18 protein-coding genes are annotated in these 19,503 nt (G+C 55.0%); 14 read left to right on the top strand and 4 right to left on the bottom strand.

Annotation, left to right across the window (positions count from 1 at the left end):
* Positions 1-152: 152 nt before the first annotated feature.
* The 13 genes from JNUCC32_RS19830 (at position 153) to JNUCC32_RS19770 (ending at position 14,558) form a co-directional block, all read left to right on the top strand.
* On the top strand, positions 153-416 hold the full coding sequence (locus JNUCC32_RS19830; protein WP_009593178.1) for a hypothetical protein: 264 nt from the start codon (positions 153-155) through the stop codon (positions 414-416).
* Positions 417-482: 66 nt separating this feature from the next.
* The gene (locus tag JNUCC32_RS19825) at positions 483-1,271 is read left to right on the top strand and encodes a prolipoprotein diacylglyceryl transferase (protein WP_192569584.1); all 789 of its coding nucleotides are present in this window, start codon (positions 483-485) and stop codon (positions 1,269-1,271) included.
* 16 nt (positions 1,272-1,287) lie between these two features.
* Positions 1,288-2,703 (top strand): radical SAM protein, encoded by a 1,416-nt coding sequence (locus tag JNUCC32_RS19820; protein ID WP_192569583.1) that lies wholly within the window; start codon positions 1,288-1,290, stop codon positions 2,701-2,703.
* Between the two features lie 54 nt (positions 2,704-2,757).
* Entirely contained in the window at positions 2,758-3,891 is a 1,134-nt protein-coding gene (locus JNUCC32_RS19815) for an SGNH/GDSL hydrolase family protein (RefSeq protein WP_228468786.1), read from the top strand.
* A 218-nt stretch (positions 3,892-4,109) separates the two neighbouring features.
* Positions 4,110-5,168, top strand: a complete 1,059-nt coding sequence (locus JNUCC32_RS19810; RefSeq protein WP_009593171.1) for a LacI family DNA-binding transcriptional regulator — start codon at positions 4,110-4,112, stop codon at positions 5,166-5,168.
* A 1-nt stretch (position 5,169) separates the two neighbouring features.
* The gene (locus tag JNUCC32_RS19805) at positions 5,170-7,047 is read left to right on the top strand and encodes a cache domain-containing sensor histidine kinase (protein ID WP_192569582.1); all 1,878 of its coding nucleotides are present in this window, start codon (positions 5,170-5,172) and stop codon (positions 7,045-7,047) included.
* On the top strand, positions 7,040-8,545 hold the full coding sequence (locus JNUCC32_RS19800; RefSeq protein ID WP_096775088.1) for a response regulator transcription factor: 1,506 nt from the start codon (positions 7,040-7,042) through the stop codon (positions 8,543-8,545). Before JNUCC32_RS19805 ends, JNUCC32_RS19800 begins: the two co-directional genes overlap by 8 nt.
* A 114-nt stretch (positions 8,546-8,659) precedes the next feature.
* Entirely contained in the window at positions 8,660-9,544 is an 885-nt protein-coding gene (locus JNUCC32_RS19795; protein WP_009593160.1) for a carbohydrate ABC transporter permease, read from the top strand.
* Positions 9,541-10,371, top strand: a complete 831-nt coding sequence (locus tag JNUCC32_RS19790) for a carbohydrate ABC transporter permease (protein WP_192569581.1) — start codon at positions 9,541-9,543, stop codon at positions 10,369-10,371. The genes JNUCC32_RS19795 and JNUCC32_RS19790 overlap by 4 nt, the downstream gene beginning before the upstream one ends.
* Before the next feature lie 36 nt (positions 10,372-10,407).
* The gene (locus JNUCC32_RS19785; protein ID WP_192569580.1) at positions 10,408-11,364 is read left to right on the top strand and encodes a glycoside hydrolase family 113; all 957 of its coding nucleotides are present in this window, start codon (positions 10,408-10,410) and stop codon (positions 11,362-11,364) included.
* 306 nt (positions 11,365-11,670) lie between these two features.
* Positions 11,671-12,987, top strand: a complete 1,317-nt coding sequence (locus JNUCC32_RS19780) for an ABC transporter substrate-binding protein (RefSeq protein ID WP_096775091.1) — start codon at positions 11,671-11,673, stop codon at positions 12,985-12,987.
* A gap of 113 nt (positions 12,988-13,100) precedes the next feature.
* The gene (locus tag JNUCC32_RS19775; protein WP_192569579.1) at positions 13,101-13,649 is read left to right on the top strand and encodes an SGNH/GDSL hydrolase family protein; all 549 of its coding nucleotides are present in this window, start codon (positions 13,101-13,103) and stop codon (positions 13,647-13,649) included.
* A gap of 330 nt (positions 13,650-13,979) precedes the next feature.
* Complete coding sequence (locus tag JNUCC32_RS19770) at positions 13,980-14,558, top strand: YecA family protein (protein WP_036662158.1); 579 nt, start codon at positions 13,980-13,982, stop codon at positions 14,556-14,558.
* Positions 14,559-14,904: 346 nt separating this feature from the next.
* Here JNUCC32_RS19770 and JNUCC32_RS19765 read toward each other — a convergent pair whose 3' ends face one another.
* Positions 14,905-15,351, bottom strand: a complete 447-nt coding sequence (locus JNUCC32_RS19765; RefSeq protein ID WP_192569578.1) for a hypothetical protein — start codon at positions 15,349-15,351, stop codon at positions 14,905-14,907.
* Between the two features lie 254 nt (positions 15,352-15,605).
* Between JNUCC32_RS19765 and JNUCC32_RS19760 the strand changes: the two genes are divergently transcribed.
* The gene (locus JNUCC32_RS19760; RefSeq protein WP_192569577.1) at positions 15,606-15,788 is read left to right on the top strand and encodes a hypothetical protein; all 183 of its coding nucleotides are present in this window, start codon (positions 15,606-15,608) and stop codon (positions 15,786-15,788) included.
* A 647-nt stretch (positions 15,789-16,435) separates the two neighbouring features.
* On the opposite strand, the gene JNUCC32_RS19755 is transcribed toward JNUCC32_RS19760, so the two are convergent.
* The 3 genes from JNUCC32_RS19755 to JNUCC32_RS19745 are packed head-to-tail and all read right to left on the bottom strand — an operon-like array spanning position 16,436 to position 19,357.
* Positions 16,436-17,308 (bottom strand): ABC transporter ATP-binding protein, encoded by an 873-nt coding sequence (locus JNUCC32_RS19755; protein WP_192569576.1) that lies wholly within the window; start codon positions 17,306-17,308, stop codon positions 16,436-16,438.
* 22 nt (positions 17,309-17,330) lie between these two features.
* Positions 17,331-18,377, bottom strand: coding sequence for a FecCD family ABC transporter permease (locus JNUCC32_RS19750; RefSeq protein ID WP_192569575.1), 1,047 nt, complete (start codon positions 18,375-18,377; stop codon positions 17,331-17,333).
* Positions 18,374-19,357, bottom strand: coding sequence for a FecCD family ABC transporter permease (locus tag JNUCC32_RS19745; RefSeq protein ID WP_145038924.1), 984 nt, complete (start codon positions 19,355-19,357; stop codon positions 18,374-18,376). The genes JNUCC32_RS19750 and JNUCC32_RS19745 overlap by 4 nt, the downstream gene beginning before the upstream one ends.
* Between the last annotated feature and the right edge of the window lie 146 nt (positions 19,358-19,503).

Genomic DNA, 19,503 nt, shown 5'->3' with positions numbered 1-19,503 from the left:
ATTTCCGCGATTCCGATTGGAAACGGCGGCATCTTATGACGTCTTATGAATATTCACCCCAGGACCATCTGTCGTTTGCAGGTGGTGGTCTAATTCTCCGTTAGCGTTTACAATAGGCAATATAAGGGTTAAATGCCAAATGAGGTGATTCGATGGAATTTTACCGCTGTATGAACCATCCCGAAAGGGCAGCCGCCGCGCAGTGCACGCGATGCGGGAAGCCGGTGTGCGACGAATGCCATAATCCGGAGACGGGCCGCTGCCGCTACCGCTGCGGCGAAATGCCCCCCGCTCCCGGCATGCCCGGACGATCCAGGAACATATGGGTGACCGTGATCGTCTCCATACTAGCCATCTTGGGCGGGCTTACGCTGCTGCTGCTCGCGATTTGCGGAACGATCCTGTTTTCCTATTAAAGAACGCGTTTCGAACTCGAACAAGGTCTTATTTTCAACTCAAGTTTTCATTCAAGGAGTGGGCGGATGGAATTTCCTGTTTATTTGTACCTGGGCTCCTGGCGGATTCATCCGCATGTGTTATTTGAATCGCTGGCCTACTTTATCGGCTTTCGGGTATATTTATGGACCCGTCGGCCGAGCGGCATGACAAAGCTGATGAGCCTGCAGCTTCTGGCCGGCATCATCGCCGGGGCTGCCGTTGGGGCCAAGCTGCTGTACTGGTTTGAGGATCCGGCGGCCACTTGGGAACAGCTGCGCCAATTCCATCTCCTCTGGGGTGGCAAGACGATTGTCGGCGGTCTTCTCGGCGGATTGATCGGCGTCGAGCTGACCAAACGCTGGGTGGGCTGGAAGCATTCCACGGGCGATGATTTCGTGTACCCTCTGATGCTGGGCCTGGGCCTTGGGCGAATCGGCTGTTTTCTGACCGGCCTCGACGACCACACCTATGGCACGCCGACAACCTGGTTCACGGGCGTGGATTTCGGAGACGGGATCTATCGCCACCCGACTCAGCTGTACGAGATCCTCTTCCTGATCGTGCTGGCCCTGCTGCTGATGCCGCTGTACCGCCAAAGCCGCGGCAGATCGACTCGCGAGGGCTATGTGTCCGGACGAATGTTCCAGTGGTTCATGGCCGGGTATCTGCTGTTCCGCCTGGCGATCGAATGGATCAAGCCGACGCCGCATCCTTACCTGGGATTGAACAATATCCAGCTGGCCTGCATCGCGGGCCTCATCTATTACGCATGGCTGATCGGCGGCAGAAACCGGATTCGCCGCTTCACGCCGGATTCCCGTCTTCCAAGCTGACCAAAGGAGTATGATTATGCCAAAAAACCGGCCTTATCTGTATCATGAACTGACGAACAGCATATGCACCACCTGTTACCGCAAAGTGGAAGCCAAGATCATCGAGGAGAACGGCATGGTGTATATGCTCAAAAGATGCCTCGTGCACGGTCCGGAAAAAGTGCTGATCGCAACCGAGGCCGAGTATTACCATCAGACGCGAAAGTTCATCAAGCCGTCCGAAATGCCGCTCGTCTGGAATACGCCGATCCGTTACGGCTGCCCTTACGACTGCGGACTGTGTCCGGACCATGAGCAGCACAGCTGCCTCACGCTGCTGGAGATTACGGATCACTGCAATCTGCAGTGCCCGATCTGCTTCGCCGAATCGTCGCCGCACCGCACCTCCTACCGGTCGCTGGCACAGATCGAATTCATGCTCGACCGGATTGTGGAGAACGAGGGGGAGCCTGACATCGTGCAGATCAGCGGCGGCGAGCCGACGACGCACCCGGATTTCTTCGACATCCTGGATATGTGCAAAAGCCGTCCCATCAAGCATATCATGGTGAACACGAACGGCATCCGCATCGCCCAGGACCGCGATTTTGCGCGGAGGCTGGCCGAGTATATGCCCGGCTTCGAGATTTACCTGCAGTTCGACAGCTTTGAGGAACATGTGCTGAAGGAGCTGAGAGGGGCCGACTTGCGGCGCATCCGCCGGCAGGCCATCGAGCACCTGAATGAATTCAACATCTCCACGACGCTGGTCGTCACGCTGAAGAAAGGGCTCAATGACGGCGAAATCGGCGACATCATTCAATACGGGCTTCAGCAAAAGGCGGTGCGCGGCGTCACCATTCAGCCGATTCAGGCGGCGGGACGGCTGGAGGGGTATGATCCGGCAACCGATCGCCTGACCGTAAGCGAAGTCCGGCGGATGATCATCGATCAGTCCGGGGTGTTTACGGACGCGGACATTCTGCCGGTGCCTTGCCACCCGGATTGCCTCGCCATGGGTTATGCGTTGAAGCTGGGCGGGGAAGTGCTCCCGCTGACGCGGATGATCGACCCGGAAATCCTGCTTGAAGGCGACAGCAACACGATTGTATTCGAACAGGACCCGGTCATCCGGGGCAAGATGTTTGAGCTGCTGTCGACGGGCCACTCGCCGCAATCCTCGGCGCTTTCCCTGAAGAGCCTGCTCTGCTGCCTGCCGCTGGCCGCCGTGCCGGAGCAGATTACGTACGACAACGTCTTCCGGGTCATTATCATGCAGTTCCTGGATGCCCATAACTTCGATGTCCGGTCCGTCAAGAAATCCTGCGTGCATATCGTGCATCCCGACGGGCGGATGATCCCGTTCGACACCTATAACATGTTTTACCGGGATGACAAGGAAGAGCTGCTGAAGGAGCTCAAGGAAGAGGTTGCCACCGCATGGGACAGATAAGCCGTTCTAAGGCAATGTACTTCAATTCGAGCTTACATAGGGAGGCGATACATTGTGCAGAACAATAGCCCTGAACCTGAAAAGGTGTCTCCATTTCAATTGGATCAGAACATGAAGATCGATCACGTCGAAGCGGACGAATTGTTATGGTATTCCCCATTGGAAGAGCCATTCCGAGTATCCGGCTTTGCCTGGTTCGACACCGAACGCCTCTATCGCAGGCTGCCCGCCGTACCTGAGGTCCCCGTCCGACCGGAGGTGGATACGCTTGCGAACTGCACATCGGGCGGTCAAATCCGCTTCCGAACGGATTCGCGGAACGTATCCGTCCGCGTGCGGTTGACGGCAGGATCCGGCATGTACCATATGCCCCCCACCGGGGAGTGCGGAGTGGATGCGTATATCGGCGGCCCGGGCGAGTGGAAACATGCAGGAACCGCCCGTTTCCAGCCAGGTCAGGCAGAGTATGAGAGCAGCCTTTTCACTGTCGAAGACCGCAAAGCACGCTCGTTCCTGCTCAACATGCCCTTATACCAGGGCGTTGAGGAGATATGGATCGGAATGGAGCCGGGAGCCGAGGTCCTTGCGCCGGAGCCCTATGATTCCAGCTCGAGAGTGGTCATATACGGAACCTCCATCACGCAAGGCGGATGCGCGTCGCGGCCCGGCATGTCGTATACGAACATTCTGAGCCGCAGGCTCCATCTGGAGTTTATCAACCTGGGCTTCTCGGGGAACGGCAAGGGAGAGCCTGAGCTTGCCGAACTGGCCGCCCAAATCTCGGAGCCGGCCTGTCTCGTGATTGATTATGAGGCGAATTGCGGAGGGACCGAAGCTTATCGTCAGACCTTGCCGCGGTATATCGAGACCTACCGGAAGTTCCATCCGGAGGTTCCCATCATTCTGGTATCCCGCATCCCTCATGGAGCCGAGTCGTTCATGCCGGAATTTCGCGAAGGACGGCTTGAACGGAAAAAGTTTCAGATAGAGCTCATTCGGGAACTGACGGTGGCCGGAGACCATAACCTAACGTTTGTGGACGGATCGGATTGGTTAGGCGACGATCCCGGGGAAACGACCGTTGACGGGGTTCATCCGACGGACCTCGGCTTCAAGCTGATGGCGGACCGGCTTGAGCCTGTGCTAAGGCAAGTGATCGGCGATATGGCTGCAGCAGCAAGGCGATAGAACCGTTAACGGGGTGAACGGTTAGCGTGCTAATTAACGAAAGGCGTCATGAAACGTTCATAAGCTACAATCGTGAGAGAGCCCGTTCCAGGTTGGAACGGGCTCTTGTCTGCGCCGTCGCTGCATTCAAAAGTTTTAATTGTTTACCTAATAAATGAAATGTTATGATAACAATTAACTAATAACTTATCGATTACCTTAAAGGATGTGTACAGGTTATGGCAGGAAAAGTCACGATGCAGCAAATTGCCGATCATCTCGGCCTTTCGAAGTTCGCTGTTTCTAAAGCGCTTTCAGGTAAATCCGGCGTCAGTCTCGAGACCCGGGAGAAAATCGTGAACGTCGCGACCCAGCTCGGTTATTTTGCCAACAAGTCGCCGAAGGCCGGAGGCAAGAAGAATGAAGCCAATGCCGACGGCAGCCAAGCCGCTAAGGAGACCGTCATCGTGCTCGTGCCGAATGTCCGCTACCAAACGCGGGATTCCCTGTATTGGGGACGGATTATCGACGGCATCACGAATGAGCTTGAGGCAAGGGACACGGGGATGGTCATCGTGACCGATCAATTCAAGGACAGCTTCGCGAATTTGATTAATCCGAGCGGGGTGAGAGGCATCATCGGCGTGGGATTTATCTCCTCTCAGCTGCTGCTCGAAATCCGCAGCCTGGATATTCCCTTCGTCTTAATCGATCATGAGGATCCGCTGATACCGTCGGATGCCCTGTTCATGAACAATGTGGAGTGCATGAGACGGGTGACCAATTATTTGATCGGGTGCGGGCATCGAAGGCTTCAGTTCGTAGGGAACGTCCGGTTCTCGCGCAGCTTCGCCGATCGTTATCAAGGCTATCGTTCCGTCCTCGGCGAGCAGGGGATCCCGCTGGATCAGAACGAGGAGCTCCTTAGCTTCGAAGGAGATAACCGCTCCGAGATGACGGAGTCGCTCGAGACGATACTAAGCCGGATGGAGGAACTGCCAACCGCCTTTGTGTGCGCGAACGACTCCATTGCCATCTGCATCATGACGGTGCTCGGCAAGCTGGGCGCCAAGGTGCCAGCAGACTGCTCGGTTACCGGTTTTGACAATATTGAGGATGCCGCTTATGCGGCTCCGTCACTGAGCACCATCCACGTCAACAAGGAGGCGTTCGGACGCAGGGCGGTGGAGATGCTGGCGAGACGGGTGGAGCAGCCAGACAGCCCGCTGGAAAAAATACTCCTGGCCGGCGATTTCATCCTCCGCGAATCCACCGCTTATGCAAAGAAGGTCGACTGACGTGAACCTGCGCGGCTACATTACCCGTCTTTGGAAGGAGCGGCCGGCCGGACGCTTGGACCGGAAGCTGTTTGTGGTCTTTCTGTTTCTGATTATCCTGCCGATCGGACTCATCACGTATTTTGCGGCAGAGCGTTATACGGCCACCATCGAGAACAATACGGTCGCCTACGTGTCCCAGCTGTCGAGCAAAATGATGGGCAAGCTGGATGATTACGTGACCGATATGATGAAAATTTCGATCATTCCTTCTTACCTTAATGAAATTCAGTCCGGGCTCGAGATGTCCAATCGGCATTACCAGGCGGAAGGGCAGCCGAAGGAATCGGCAAGCCTGAACGAGAGCGAGCTGAAGCTCCAGATTACCCGCAAGGTCGAGCGGAGCATCTATTTCATGAACAACATCAAAGAAGGCACGAGCAACGTGTACCTGTTCGACCTTTTCGGCAACCCCTATTACGTGGTCAAAAGCGGCGGCAACCGTTCGAATCTGCAGCAGTACTATGACAACTGGCGCAAGCTGGCCACGGAGGCCGGCGGCCGGCCCGTCCTGGTCAGCACGCAGGAGATCGCCGTGTCCGCCGGCAGCAAGCAGTACATGTTCACGGTCGTCCGCGACATCATCGATAAATCGTACCATTCCATCGGCACCATTGTGGTGGATGCCAACATCGGCGTGATTGAGAACATCGTCACCGACCTGGAGGAGACGACGCACGGCACCACCTTCATCCTGGATGACAACGGGACCGTGATCTATGACAGCGAGAAGAAATATTTGTCCCGCAGCATGACCGACAATGCGGCGCTTGCCCAGGCCACCGGCAACGAAGGAAGCTTTCGCCATAAGGTCGACGGGGAGGAGCAGCTTGTCGTTTACCGGAAATCCGAGCAGACCGGCTGGCTGATCCTGATTACGGTGCCGGAGCGGCAGCTGATGCAGGATGCGCTCAAGACCCGCAAGATAACGATCGCGGCGGCTGTCGGCGTTACCAGCTTTGCCCTCATCATTTCCCTGATTCTGATCTATGCGCTAACAAGGCCGCTGCGGTCCATCGTCCATCTGATGAAGCAGGTACAGACCGGCAAGCTGGATGTGGTGTTCCCGGTCCGAAGGAGGGACGAGGCCTCGCTGATCGGGGTCTCGTTCAACCGGATGATGGCACGCATCAAACAGCTCATCGACGATATTTACGCGATCGAGAAGCGGAAGAAGGAGGCGGAGCTGGAGCGTCTTCAGCACCAGATCAATCCGCATTTTATCTACAATACGCTGGAAACGATCCGGATGACGGCCGTCCTTCACAACGATCAGGAGGTGGGGGACATGGTTCAGCTGTTAGGGCAGCAGCTTCGTTACAGCATTCATGCCGGCAGCGAGGTCGTGGAGGTGAAGCGCGAGTGGGAGCATGTCAAAGCCTACATCGAGCTGCTGAATTACCGGTACGGCGAGCGGTTCGTGCTGACGCTGCCGGATGATCCGGGGGCTGATTCCATTCGGGTGATGAAGCTGCTATTTCAGCCGATCATCGAGAACGCCGTCAATCACGGCTTCGACGAGAACAAAAACGTGCTGCATCTGACCATTACCTATGCCATGGATGGCATGAACCATGTGTTTACCGTTACGGATGACGGGCTGGGCATGTCGGCAGAAGCGCTTGCGAGGCTGCGCAGCATGCTCGATCAGGCGCAGTCCCCAGGAACGGACGGCCGGGGAGTCGGGCTGCGAAACGTGCACGAGCGGCTGCAGCTCCGATACGGAAGACCCTACGGCCTTACCGTAGACAGCGAGGAAGGGCGAGGAACCGCCGTTCGGATTACCTTTCCCGCGGAACATATAGAAGAACCGAGGACAGGAGGACTTGCAAATGCTTAACATCGCCGTGGTGGACGACGAGGAACGGATCAGGCTGGGGCTTGGCAAGCTGATACGGGACGCAGGCGAGCAATATCGGGTCGTAGGGACGTTTGCAAGCGGCCAGGAGCTGCTGGATCAATGGCATGAGCTCCAGCCCGACCTGGTCATTACCGATATCAAAATGCCGCAAATGAACGGGCTTCAGCTGATGGCGAATATCAAGCAGATGGCCTGCCGCACGAAATTCGCCGTGCTCAGCGGTTACAACGATTTCGAGTATGCCCGCACCGCCATGCGTCAGGGAGCGCTGGAATATTTGCTTAAGCCGGTCAACATGAAAGAGCTGCTCCGCATGCTGGAGAACGTCGACGAGCTGGTGAAGGGCGAGCAGAACGAGCGCAAGCTGGAGTCGGACGATCTGGTCAGCTTCCTGTTAGGCACGGATCAGCGAACAATGCCGGAGCATCTGTTCGAAGAAGTCTGCGACCGGCTGGATCGGCAGGCGCTGTTCCACCGACATTACGCGGTGCTCCTGCTTCGCACGTTCCCGGAGATCGCGGAAGAGAAGCTGCTGGCGTGGACGTCAGTCTGGGGGACGGAGCGGAGAATCATCGGCTGCGAAGGAGGAAGGCAAGCGATCTTGGCGTCCATCGCCGAGTCCGGCCATGCGGATATGGCGAGAGAATGGGCGGCCATGCTGCTTCAGCAGCTTCCCGCGGGCACTTCGGCAAAGCTGGGCATCAGCGGCGTATTCAGCGGGAGCCGCTGGCTCCCGCAAGCCTATAGGGAAGCCGCGAGCGTCCTGGAGCAGGCTTGGTACAGCGATGAACGGCGCAACTGCGGAGGCGAAGGCATAGCGGCGGTTCACCGGGAAGAGCGCTACCGGCTTGTCCGTTCCTTGGATAAACAGCTGCTTCCGGCGCTGCGTGCAGGCGAGTATGCACGCTTGTCGGCGGCGATGGGCACTTGGCTGGAAGAGACGGCTTCCCTGCGGCCCGGCTGGGCTGAATTGAGGGAAGCTTGCCTAACCCTGGAGTCGCATGTGGCGGAAGAGATGAAGCAGCGCGGCATTGACGCAGGGGATGCAGATTGGAACCTGGAGCCGGGGGACAGCGAGAATTGGCGTTCGTTCGCGGGCCGGCTGAAGCGCGCTGTAGAGGCTGCTGCCGGGCTTCTGGATCAAGGAAAGAGCGAGCATCGGGCTGTCGAGACGATCAAGGCCTATATTCAGCAGCATTACACCGAGGAGCTGGAGCTTCAGCACCTCGCCGACCTGGTCTATCTGACTCCGAGCTACTTGAGCAAGCTGTTCAAGACCGAAACGGGCGAGACGATTACGGACTATTGCATCGCCGTGCGAATCGAGCATGCCAAGCGGCTGCTGAAGGAGGATCACGGGCTCAAGACGTATATGGTCGGCGAACGCGTGGGCTACCCGGACCCGGCTTATTTCAATAAAGTGTTCAAAAAAATGACCGGAAAAACGCCAAAGGAGTACCGCGATTTTGTTAGGTGACTGTTATCTAAACTGAGGACAATAAAAGCAAACAAAGTCTATTATTTTTCGGGGCGCTGTCTTTTATAATGATTGAAAACGGTACCATTTCATCCAGAAAGCGAGGAAGGGAACGTGTTCAATTTCAGTTATAAAACGCAGCGCTATCTTATTCTGTTCGGTTTCCTTGCCATTCCCGTGCTCCTGTCACTGACCTTCTCTTATTATCCGGCGCTCTCGCTGTTGTATTACAGCTTGACGGACTGGTCGGGTCTCGGCTGGGATATGAACTTTATCGGCTTTGACAATTACGTCGAGATTTTTACGAAGCCCGAAGTGTTCAGCTCACTCAAGAACAATCTGTATTATCTGATCGGGGGTCTCATCCAGGTCGTCTTTGCCCTCTATTTTGCCGTTATTCTGACGGGCAAGCTGAAGGGGAGAAACGGCTTCCGGGTCGCCTTGTTCCTGCCGTACGTGCTGCACAGCGTGGCTACGGTCATCATGTTCAAGAACGTGTACCACATGGAATACGGCTCGCTGAATACGCTGCTTGGCGCGCTGGGACTCGAATCCTGGCAGCAGAGCTGGCTGGGCGATAAAGGGATCGTGAATTTTGCGCTGGCCTTCATCTCGATGTGGAAGTACATGGGGCTGAACATGGTCATCTTTATCGGGGCGCTGCAGTCGATACCGGGCGACCTGTACGAGGCGGCCTCCATCGACGGGGCATCGGGCTGGCAGAAGTTCCGTTACATTACCTTGCCTAGCATCCGGGGCGTGCTGGAGCTGATGCTGATCCTCACCTTGACGGGCGCGCTCGAAGCGTTCGATATTCCGTTCGTGATGTTACTCGGGGCGAACGATACGTCGACCTTCGTCATCAAGACGGTGGATACGGCATTCAAGTATCAGAACTTCGGACTGGCCTCGGCGATGGCGGTCGTGCTGCTGATCATCGTGCTGCTGTTCATTGTCATCCAACGGAAGCTGCTGTTCAGGGAGGAGAAGCAATCATGAGAAGGGAAGGCTCGATCGGCTTTAGGATTTTCAATTATTTCACGTTGGTTGTCGCTTTGTTCGTGGTGTTCTTCCCGATTTACTCGATCTTCGTGGGGGCGTTCAAGACCCAGGTGGAGTATTATCAATCCGGCCTAAGCTTGCCCGACAATTTCCTTAATTTCGAGAACTTCAAGCGGGTGATCGACATCGGGGATTTGGGGCTCGGATTTCGCAATATCCTGATCGTATTGGTCATTTCGGTGGTCGGCAACATCCTGTTCGGTACCATGGTCGCTTATGCGGTCGGACGGTTCGAATTCAAGATGAAAAAAGCGATCATGGGCATGTACCTGGTCGCTCAGGTCATTCCGATGGTCACGACGCAGGTGGCTACCTTCAGCGTCATCCAGAGCCTGGGAGCCTACAACACGATGTTTGCGCCGATTCTGCTGTACTTGGGAGCCGACGTGCTCCAGATCGTCATCTATCTGCAATTCGTGAACAGCATCCCGCGGGATCTGGATGAGAGCGCCATGCTGGAAGGGGCGTCCCTGTTCAAAATCTACCGTTCCATCATCTTCCCGCTGCTTGCGCCGGCTACGGCGACCCTGGTCATTCTGAAGAGCATTTCGATTTATAATGATTTTTACACGCCGTACCTGTATATGCCGAGCCAAGACCTGAAGGTGGTATCCACCGCGATTTATTCCTTCATCGGTCCGAACGCGGCGCAGCTGAACGTGATCTCGGCAGGCATTCTCATTATTTTCATTCCGACGGTCGTGTTGTTCTTGTTCATGCAGCGGTACATTTTTGCGGGGGTTACGAACGGAGCGGTCAAATAACGAACACGAGACGATGAAGAAGAGGAGACTCGATATATGAACTCGACAAACAAGTGGACGGAAAAAGTATGCGGCATGACCTGGGGGTGGACCGGCGTACGGGGCTCCTGGACGGGACCCGAGGCGGAATTCTCCATGGAACGCATGGCGGACATGGACGTGAATTGGGTGGCCATCGCGCTGTCGGCCGTGCAGGAAACGCCGCAGTCGACGGAAATCCCGTTCCGGGAGGAACCGACCGTGACGGACGATGAGGTGCGATGGGCGATCCGCAAGGCGAAGAGCCTGGGCCTCAAGGTGTGCTTGAAGCCGGTCGTGAACGTCGCGAACGGAACGTGGCGGGCCCATATTAACTTCTTCGACGAGGAGGTTCCGGGTGAGCCGAGTTGGGCGGAATGGTTCAGCTCCTATGGGGAGTTCATTCGCCATTATGCCGAAATCGCGGAGGAAGAGCGATGCGAAATGCTGTGCGTGGGCTGCGAGATGGTGCAGGCCGACAAGCGGGACGCGGAGTGGCGGGCCCTGATTGCGGATGTACGAAACGTCTACGGCGGGCTGGTGACGTATAATTGCGATAAATATCAAGAGGAGCGCGTGGGCTGGTGGGATGCGGTAGATATCATCTCCTCCAGCGGCTATTATCCGATCGACCAGTGGGAGGAGCAATTGGATCGGATCGAAGGCACGGTCCGCCGATGGAACAAGCCGTTCTTCTTCATGGAAGCCGGCTGTCCGAGCCGCGAGGGCTCCGCGGCCCGCCCGAACGATTGGTCGCTGCCCGGCGGACCGTCGGAGGAGGAGCAGCGGCAGTATTATGAAGCGATGTTCGCTGCTTGCGCCCAGCGGGAGTGGATGCAGGGGTACATGCTGTGGGATTGGCCGGCGCGGCTGTATGGCGTGGAGGAAGCGTCCCTGAACGATGATTATTGCATGTACGGCAAGCTGGCCGAGGAGACGGTGAAGACATTTTATGCGGCCGGCATCCGGGTTTAATGCAGGATCGGACGGGCGTACCGGCTCGGTGCGCAAGGTAGCTGAACATAAACATAGGGTGAACATCGCACCGCACGTTCGTTAGGACGTACGGTGCGATTTTTGCTGTCGGCTGCCGAGAAGCAGGTGATTTCGAGCCTAACAAGAAAATGATATGTTAGCATAATTTATGACAATAAAAACAAAAACAATTCATTTGTTTTGAACGTGTTAGCGATTATCATTTGAAATGTAAGCGATATCAGTAAGCGCTTCATGAAGATGCGAAGAAACGCAAGTACATTCAACGTACAGGGGGAAGACGAAATGAAAAAAAGATTTACGATGGCACTGCTTCTGCTCTTAACCGTATCATCCATTTTGGCCGCCTGCGGAGGAAATAAAACGAATAACGCAGGCACCGAGGCACCGCCGAGCGGCAGCGCCGGCAGCGAGCCGACCGAGGCATCCGGCGAAGCGGAGCTGGGCGGCAAGCTGAAGGTGTTGACGCACCGCACCGACCTGGTGAACGACGGCACGCTGGACAAATACGTGGAAGCCTTCAAAGCGAAATATCCGAAGGCGGAGATTGAATTCGAAGGATTGACCAACTATGCGACGGACATTCAGGTCCGTCTGACCACGGGCGAGGCCGGCGACGTGCTGATGATTCCGACAGGCCTTGCCACCTCAGAGTACGGCAAGTATTTTGAGCCATTGCCGGATACGATGTTCGAGGATGTTTATTTTGCGGACAATACTCTCTTCGAAGGGAAACGCTATGGAATCTCCACCGGCGTCAATACGCAAGGCATTGTATACAACAAGAAAGCGTTCCAGGCTGCAGGCGTCGACAAAGTGCCGACCACGCTGGATGAGCTGTACGCAGCCGCAGAGAAGCTGAAGGCGGCGGACATCATTCCGCTGTACATGAACTTCGGAGCCCAATGGACGATGGGCAACTGGGCGGATAACTCCGCATGGTACGTGAACGGGGATCCGCAGTTCGCTTCGAAGCAGGTCGCCGAGGAAGCGCCGTTCCAGGTGGACAATGCTTGGGGCATCCTTGCGAATATCGGACGCACCTTCGTGCAAAAGGAATGGGTAGAGAAAGACTTGTACACAAACAACTGGGAGATTTCGAAAGGCGAAATGGCTTCCGGCAAAGCCGCGATGTACTTCCTGGGCAATTGGGTGATTCCGCAGGTGATCGGCGCCGGCGCGGCTTCGGAGGACATCGGCTTCTTCCCGCTCCCGTACGATAATAGCGGCAAGTACAACGCGCCGCTCGGTTCGGATTACTTCATCGCCGTCAGCAAAGACAGCAAGAACAAAGAGCTTGCTACCGCGTGGGTCGATTTCTTCGTGAAGGAATCCGGCTACGTGGAAGATTCCGGCTTTATGCCGATCATCAAATCGGCGGAGTCCTCCATCTCGCAGCTCGCCGAATTCCAATCGTTCAATCCGACGCTGATCGAGAGCGAAGCGACCGATCCGAAGTTTAACGAGATCGCGAACAAGGCGCAAATCGGCATCGGTACCGGCGATTACGTCCAGGAATATATCGTGGCCGACGATCTGCAGGCTGCATTCGACAAGCTGAACGCGAAGTGGAAGGAAGCCAAAACCGCACTGGGCTATTAATTCGGAGATAATAACGGGTTCGTCATCATGAGCTCGAGCGGCCTTACCCTGGGGTGATGGGGGTAAGGCTTTTTCATTGCAGGGCATAGATGCATGGAAGGAGAGACGGACAGATGAAAAGAGTTTTATTGCTGGGCGATTCCATCCGGGAGGGCTACGAGCCTTATGTGAGAGAACGGCTGGCTGACCGGGCAGAAGTCGTGGCACCGGGAGAGAACGGGCGGTTCTCGTTCTTTACGCTGTGGGGCGTCAACCTCTGGATCCGTGAGCTGGGGATCCCGGATATCGTCCACTGGAACAATGGGCTGTGGGATGTGCACCGCGAGGCTCCGAGGGTTGAAGCACTGACGCCGCTCAGCGAATATGCAGCCCATCTGAAGCGCATTGCCCATGAGCTGCGGCGAACGGGAGCACAGATCGTATTTGCCACGACGACGCCGGTGCATCCGGAATCCGAGGGCAGAAGCAATGAAGAGATCGATGCCTATAATAAGGCAGCCATCGAGGCGCTCATGCCGCTCGGCATTGCGATTCACGACCTGAACGCCCGGGTGAAACGGGATCTCTCGGGTTACTTGTCGGATGACCGGCTTCACCTGAACGAGGCAGGATACCGGGTGTGCGCCGACTCGGTGGCAGACATGCTGGAAGGCTATCTGTGACTTTTAGCTGACCAATAAGCGCTAAGACCTATATCTATGGAATCTTTACCAAAAATGGCACAAGTCTATTATAGGTTCTAACAAATTTGTTACATCCTACTTGCGTTATGACGATATTATAGAATAATATGAAGGGGCGCGGCTTTCATAGAGGGAACCCGCGCTTTTTTGCTATCTGGCTTGCCTCGGCACCTTCTTATCGGAAGCCCCCCTGTAAGAGAGTGTAACGACGCGGAAGGCCGGCATACCTTAAGGGTCTACAGGCTTGAGGTGCGCATTTTCATATTTTCCATGTATAATAGAAGAAATCATTCAAATAGGAGCTAGGAAATGAAAAAGCTAGGAAGAAACGATCTATGTCACTGCGGAAGCGGGAAAAAGTACAAAAGATGTTGTCTTGAAAGAGATGAACGCACGGTATACGGTAAAGTCATCCAGTTCCCTGGTGCGAAAGCAGCAGAGCCTAAGCTACAGGTCGATCAGTTGCGACAGATGATCAACGACAAGCTGGGGTGGATGGATTGGATCGCCGATGAGCATCGCGAGCTTGCAGAGTCTGTGTTTCCTCAGATCTGCCGGGATTACGAACTGCAGGATGAGCAGCAGCTGTTTCAAGTGTTCAGCCTCCTGATGGTCTGGAACAGCTTCTCCAGAGAAGCCAATCCGAAGTACCGCAAACAGGGTGGATATGCAAGTGCGATCGAATATATAGTAACTTCATCGCTTAACATTCCAACAACGAAGTCCGACATCGCGAAGAAACACGAGGTTTCGGTAGCCACGCTGACTCGCAACAGCGGCCAGATTCAAGATTTCATGGATGGCGTAGCGGCATCCGCAGACGACTCGTTCGCCGAGGACGAGGAATCCGCTGGCGAAGAGGATAAGGACTTGTCCTTGGGTCGTTAATTGCCAAAGAGCCAAAGTGAAAGATCCATAGCATAAGTACAGCATTTACGCATTCGGTTTCATAGCTGTGACCGCTCCCACAAGGGGGGCGGTCATTTTGCGTTGAATGACCCAATCAAATTCCAAAGTTGTTTATACAAGTTAAGCCTATATGGTGCTGGAGGTAAAATTCGGGGTAATTAAGCATAGGGAATTTAATTTGCCAAATTGGGTTTTACCTATCGTTAATCAGCTGAAAGCCTTGGAAACTTAATTCTAAAATAATACTTTACACTCAAGCCTCTCCATTCAAGTGGAGCGGATATTTGCATTAATCTGAAAATTTTTCGAAAGACTGCTTTCCGGACTAGGCAGAGGCTCCACGTGAACTCGCCAGCAGCCAGCCCATAGCGATGCCGTACAGCAGATGACCGGCCAGCCAGAATAGAAGGGCGGCAGGGTCGGATAACTCCGGGGTACGGTCAGACAAGACGGTGGTCGGATATAGGAGAAGTCCTACGGCCAAACAGGCCAATGAAACCCAGAACAAGCTTCGCCGGCGGGACCAGTTCTTCTGCTTCAAAAAGATGGCTAGAGCGATGCTCAGCAGGACAGAGATGACGAGATGCAGCGCAAACTCGACAAGTTCGGAGAGCTTCAGTTCATTCAGGAGAGGCACGTAATCGACGTTCAGGAGAAGCGTGTAGACCTCCAGCGAGGTGATGTGCTCGATGATCTTGAGGAACAGCCCGAGAAGAATGCCCGCCGCGATGCCTGCCCAGACCGGCCTGTTCAGCTTCCATATACCCCGCATGTGCGATCCCCTCCTTTGTTGTTCATTTTATAATATCAGTCCATCTAAGGTGAAGCGTATTTTCAATTTTGGAAAGGATGGACAAATTGGGTGCGTCTGCAGGCGGTTGCATTGTCCTTGTACATATAAAATAACGGCACTCACCCTCCTTAAACAGGAAGAACCGACGGCGTAACGTGGTCAATTCTTGTTGAGAAATTGTATAGTTATGTCTTATATCCTAGTTCTATAGACTTATACAACAGGGGGATAGGATGACAGACGAGTACTTTGACGAAATGCGCAAGTTCGGCTACGAGGATGAGATGAGGTATCGCATGTTGATGCGAGGGGTAAAGAAACTGTTGGAACAACGGAAGCGTGAAAAGTCCAAGCTGTTCGGAGGACTTCCGCTTCGACAGAAGCATAAACCCCCGCGTGCAGGCAAATGGTCATAAGCGGTCGGTAACCGAATGGTTAGCGGAACAGCATGTGTGCAAGTGGTGCAATGGAAGCCGAAACCTATGTATTTAGCGTTTATTACAAATATAAAAGGCTGCCCCGACGTTTTGGGGCGGCCTTCTTTGTGACTCTACATGCCTTGATATGTCTCTGTAGGCCTTGACGTGTCTCTGTAGGCCTTGACGTGTCTCTGTAGGCCTTGACGTGTCTCTGTAGGCCTTAATATGTCTCTACATGCCTGCTGTGTCTCTGTAGGCCTTGATATGTCTCTATAGGCCTTTTTGTCTCTGTAGCCTGAGTGTCTCTGCGGGCCTGATGTGTCTCTGTATGCCTTTTATATGTCTCTGCGTCCTGAATGTGTCTCTTTTGTCTCTCCACATGCCTTTTAGTCTCTTTGCGCCCGCAATGGATTGTTGAATATGAGGAGGTTATGTTGCCTTCCATTTATCCGATGATCGGCTTTGTCCCCGGCTGCTTACCGTATCTTGGTTCACGTGCCGATTTTGAAAGAGTTCAATACCGGAGGGAGAACAAAGAGACCCAACAGATAATACAGATACGACAGATTCAAAGGTCCAAATAATTAAAAAAGCCGGCTTTCCCGCATAAAGCGAAAACGAAGCCGGCTGTATGTTTGTATATGCTAGACCGTTGCCAGTTCAGGGGCGGGCGCCGGAGTTGTCGTTGGTTGATTCGGTTCTGCCGTATTCGGCTGCACAGCCGAAGGTCGGCGTTTGCCTTTCCCGCACGGAACGCACATCGGAGTCCCGTACAACGGGTCCGGTATAATTTCGCATGGGAGCTGGAACACGGTCTGCATCAAGTCGGAATTGATGATATCTCCCGGTTTGCCCTCAGCCTTGATGCTCCCGTCGCGGATGGCCACGATATGGTCGGCATAACGGCAGGCCAGATTGATATCATGCAGCACCATGACGATGGTCCGCTGTTCTTTGGTGTTTAAGTCGTACAGCAGATCCAGCACTTCGATCTGGTGCGTTAAATCCAGATAGGTGGTCGGTTCGTCCAGCAGAATGAGCGGCGTTTCCTGCGCCAGCGTCATCGCAATCCAGGCCCGCTGCCGTTGGCCGCCTGACAGCGAGTCAACTGTACGATCAGCCAGCTCGGTCAGTCCCGTGGATTCAAGAGCCGCTGTGACCGCTTCTTCATCTTCCCGCGACCATTGGCGCAGCCAGCTCTGGTAAGGATAGCGCCCTTGCTTCACCAGCTGCATGACCGTCAGCCCCTCGGGAGCCGTTGGCCCTTGAGGCAAAATGGCGAGCTTCCGCGCCACGTCCTTGGTGGACAGGCTTGCGATGTCGGCCCCGTTTAGTACTACCGAGCCGCGCTGCGGCTTCAGCAGCCTGGCCATGGAGCGCAGCAAAGTGGATTTGCCGCAGCCGTTGCTGCCGATAAACACGGTGATTTTACCTATAGGCACGGTTAAATCCAGATTTTCGAATATAAAGTCTCCCCCGTAAGACAGACCCAATCCCTTTGCTTCCAGCGTATTCATGACGCTTTAGCTCCTTTCGGTTCTAGAATCGATTGCGGTTACGATACAGCAGGTAGAGGAAGAACGGCGCGCCGATCGCGGCGGTGAATACGCCTGCCGGCACGTCGCGCGGCAGAAAGGCCGTCCGTGCCACCAGGTCCGCGACGAGCAGCAGAATCGCACCGATCAGCGCGCTGACCGGAAGCACGCTTCCGAAGTTGGGTCCCACGAGCCTGCGGGCCATATGCGGCGCCATTAATCCGATAAAAGCAATGGCGCCGCCAATCGAGATGGCCGCTCCGGCCAGTGCAACGCTGAGTCCGATCAGAATCAGCCGCTGCTTCTGAACCTGCGCGCCCGTGCTGCTGGCCACGTCGTCTCCCAGGGCCTGGATATTCACATTTCTGGCTTGCAGCCAGGTTAGCGGAAGAAGAACGGCGACCCAAGGAAGCAAGGTCATTACGTCCTTATCCCAGGACATGCCGTAAATGCTGCCCGCCATGAAGGTAAGCGAACGGTCCGCCAGCTGCAGCGGTCCGGAGATGATCAGCATATAGGAGATCGATTTGATCGCGGCCGATACCCCGATTCCGATCAAGACGAGTCGCAGTGGCGATACGCCATTTTTCCAGGCAAGCACATACAGCAGTCCGGTAATGAAAAAAGCGCCGAGAATGGCGAAGAGCGGCATCCAATGGATGGATACGGCGCCCGTAAATATGAAGATGAAGAGAACCGCCCCCAGCGATGCTCCCTCCGTAATGCCGATGACATCCGGAGAAGCAAGCGGGTTGCGGATGACGCCTTGCAGAATAGCCCCCGCCACCGCGAGAGCCGCGCCGATCAGCACAGCAATGATAATACGGGGCAGCCTTAGCTGCATGACGATGACCTGCTCCATCGGGGAAGCGTCACCGAATAACGCTTTGACGACATGCAGCGGCGAAACAAACTGGCTGCCGGTTCCCGTGCTGATAATCATGGTTGCAATGCAAAGCACGAATAGGATCAGGCACACCCATAGGGTTCTTCGCTCCAGCATAAACGAGACTTTGGCGTTCCGGGAACGGAATATGCGGTGTTTACTCATTGTGCTCGCCTTCCTTTCCTGGCTATGTACACGAAGAACGGCACCCCGATGATTGCAGTCATCACGCCGACAGGGACTTCCTTCGGCATGGCAATGTATCTGGAGCCGAGATCGGCCGTCACCAGCAGGAGTGCGCCAAACACCGCACTGTAAGGTAGTATCCACCGATAATCATTTCCTATTAAATACCGAACGATATGAGGGATGATGATCCCTACGAATGCGATGGGTCCCGCCGCCGCTACGGAGCCGCCGGCCAGCAGGATGACGGCTGCAGCAGCTAACAGCTTGATGAGTGCGGTTTTTTGCCCGAGGCTCTGAGCGATGTCGTCTCCCATGGAGAGGGCGTTCAGATGCCGTCCCAGCAGCAGCGCAGCCAGCATGCCAACGGCCATGTACGGCCATACGGCGGTTAGCTGGTTCAAATCGCGTCCGGCTACCGAACCGACCAGCCATACCAGCACCTGATCGAACATTTTGCCGTCGGAGAGCATTAATCCTTGGGTCAGGGAGTGGAAGAAAGCGGCCATGGAAGCCCCTGCCAAGGTGATTTTGACCGGCGTCATGCCGTCCCTGCCGATGCTGCCGAGGAAGAATACGATACCGCCGCTGACGGCGGCTCCGATCAACGCGACCCAGGTAAGGGACTGAAGTCCGCCAATGCCCAGCCAGCCCGATGCCAGAATAATGAAGAAAGCCGCGCCGGAGTTCACGCCCAGCGTGCTCGGCGATGCAATCGGATTGCGCGTGATGACCTGCATGAGCGCACCCGCAACCGCAAGGCATGCCCCCACGGCGACGGCAATGAGCGCTCGAGGAAGCCTTGCCGTGAGAATGATCAGATGTTCGTTGCTTCCGTTAAAGTGAGTGAACGATTCCCATACCTGATGAAGAGGGATGTTCGTTACTCCGAATGCGATGCTGCCCATGACGGCAGCGGCCAGCGCCAATAGCGATATCAATAGTCCGAATACGCGCATATATGCTCACTTTCTTAAGTCCATGAATAATTAAGTTCATATGAATTTTAGGTGAAGGGACGTTATCTGTCAATGAGCTTGATAATCATTCTCACAAATATATTGATATTTTTCACGAAACCCTTTATAGTTTTGAATCAGTGATT

The organism is Paenibacillus sp. JNUCC32, from assembly GCF_014863545.1.
In the GTDB taxonomy this organism is placed as follows: domain Bacteria; phylum Bacillota; class Bacilli; order Paenibacillales; family Paenibacillaceae; genus Paenibacillus_AQ; species Paenibacillus_AQ lautus_A.
Note: the sequence above shows the minus strand (reverse complement) of the source record. Positions and strands in the feature narration are given on the sequence as shown.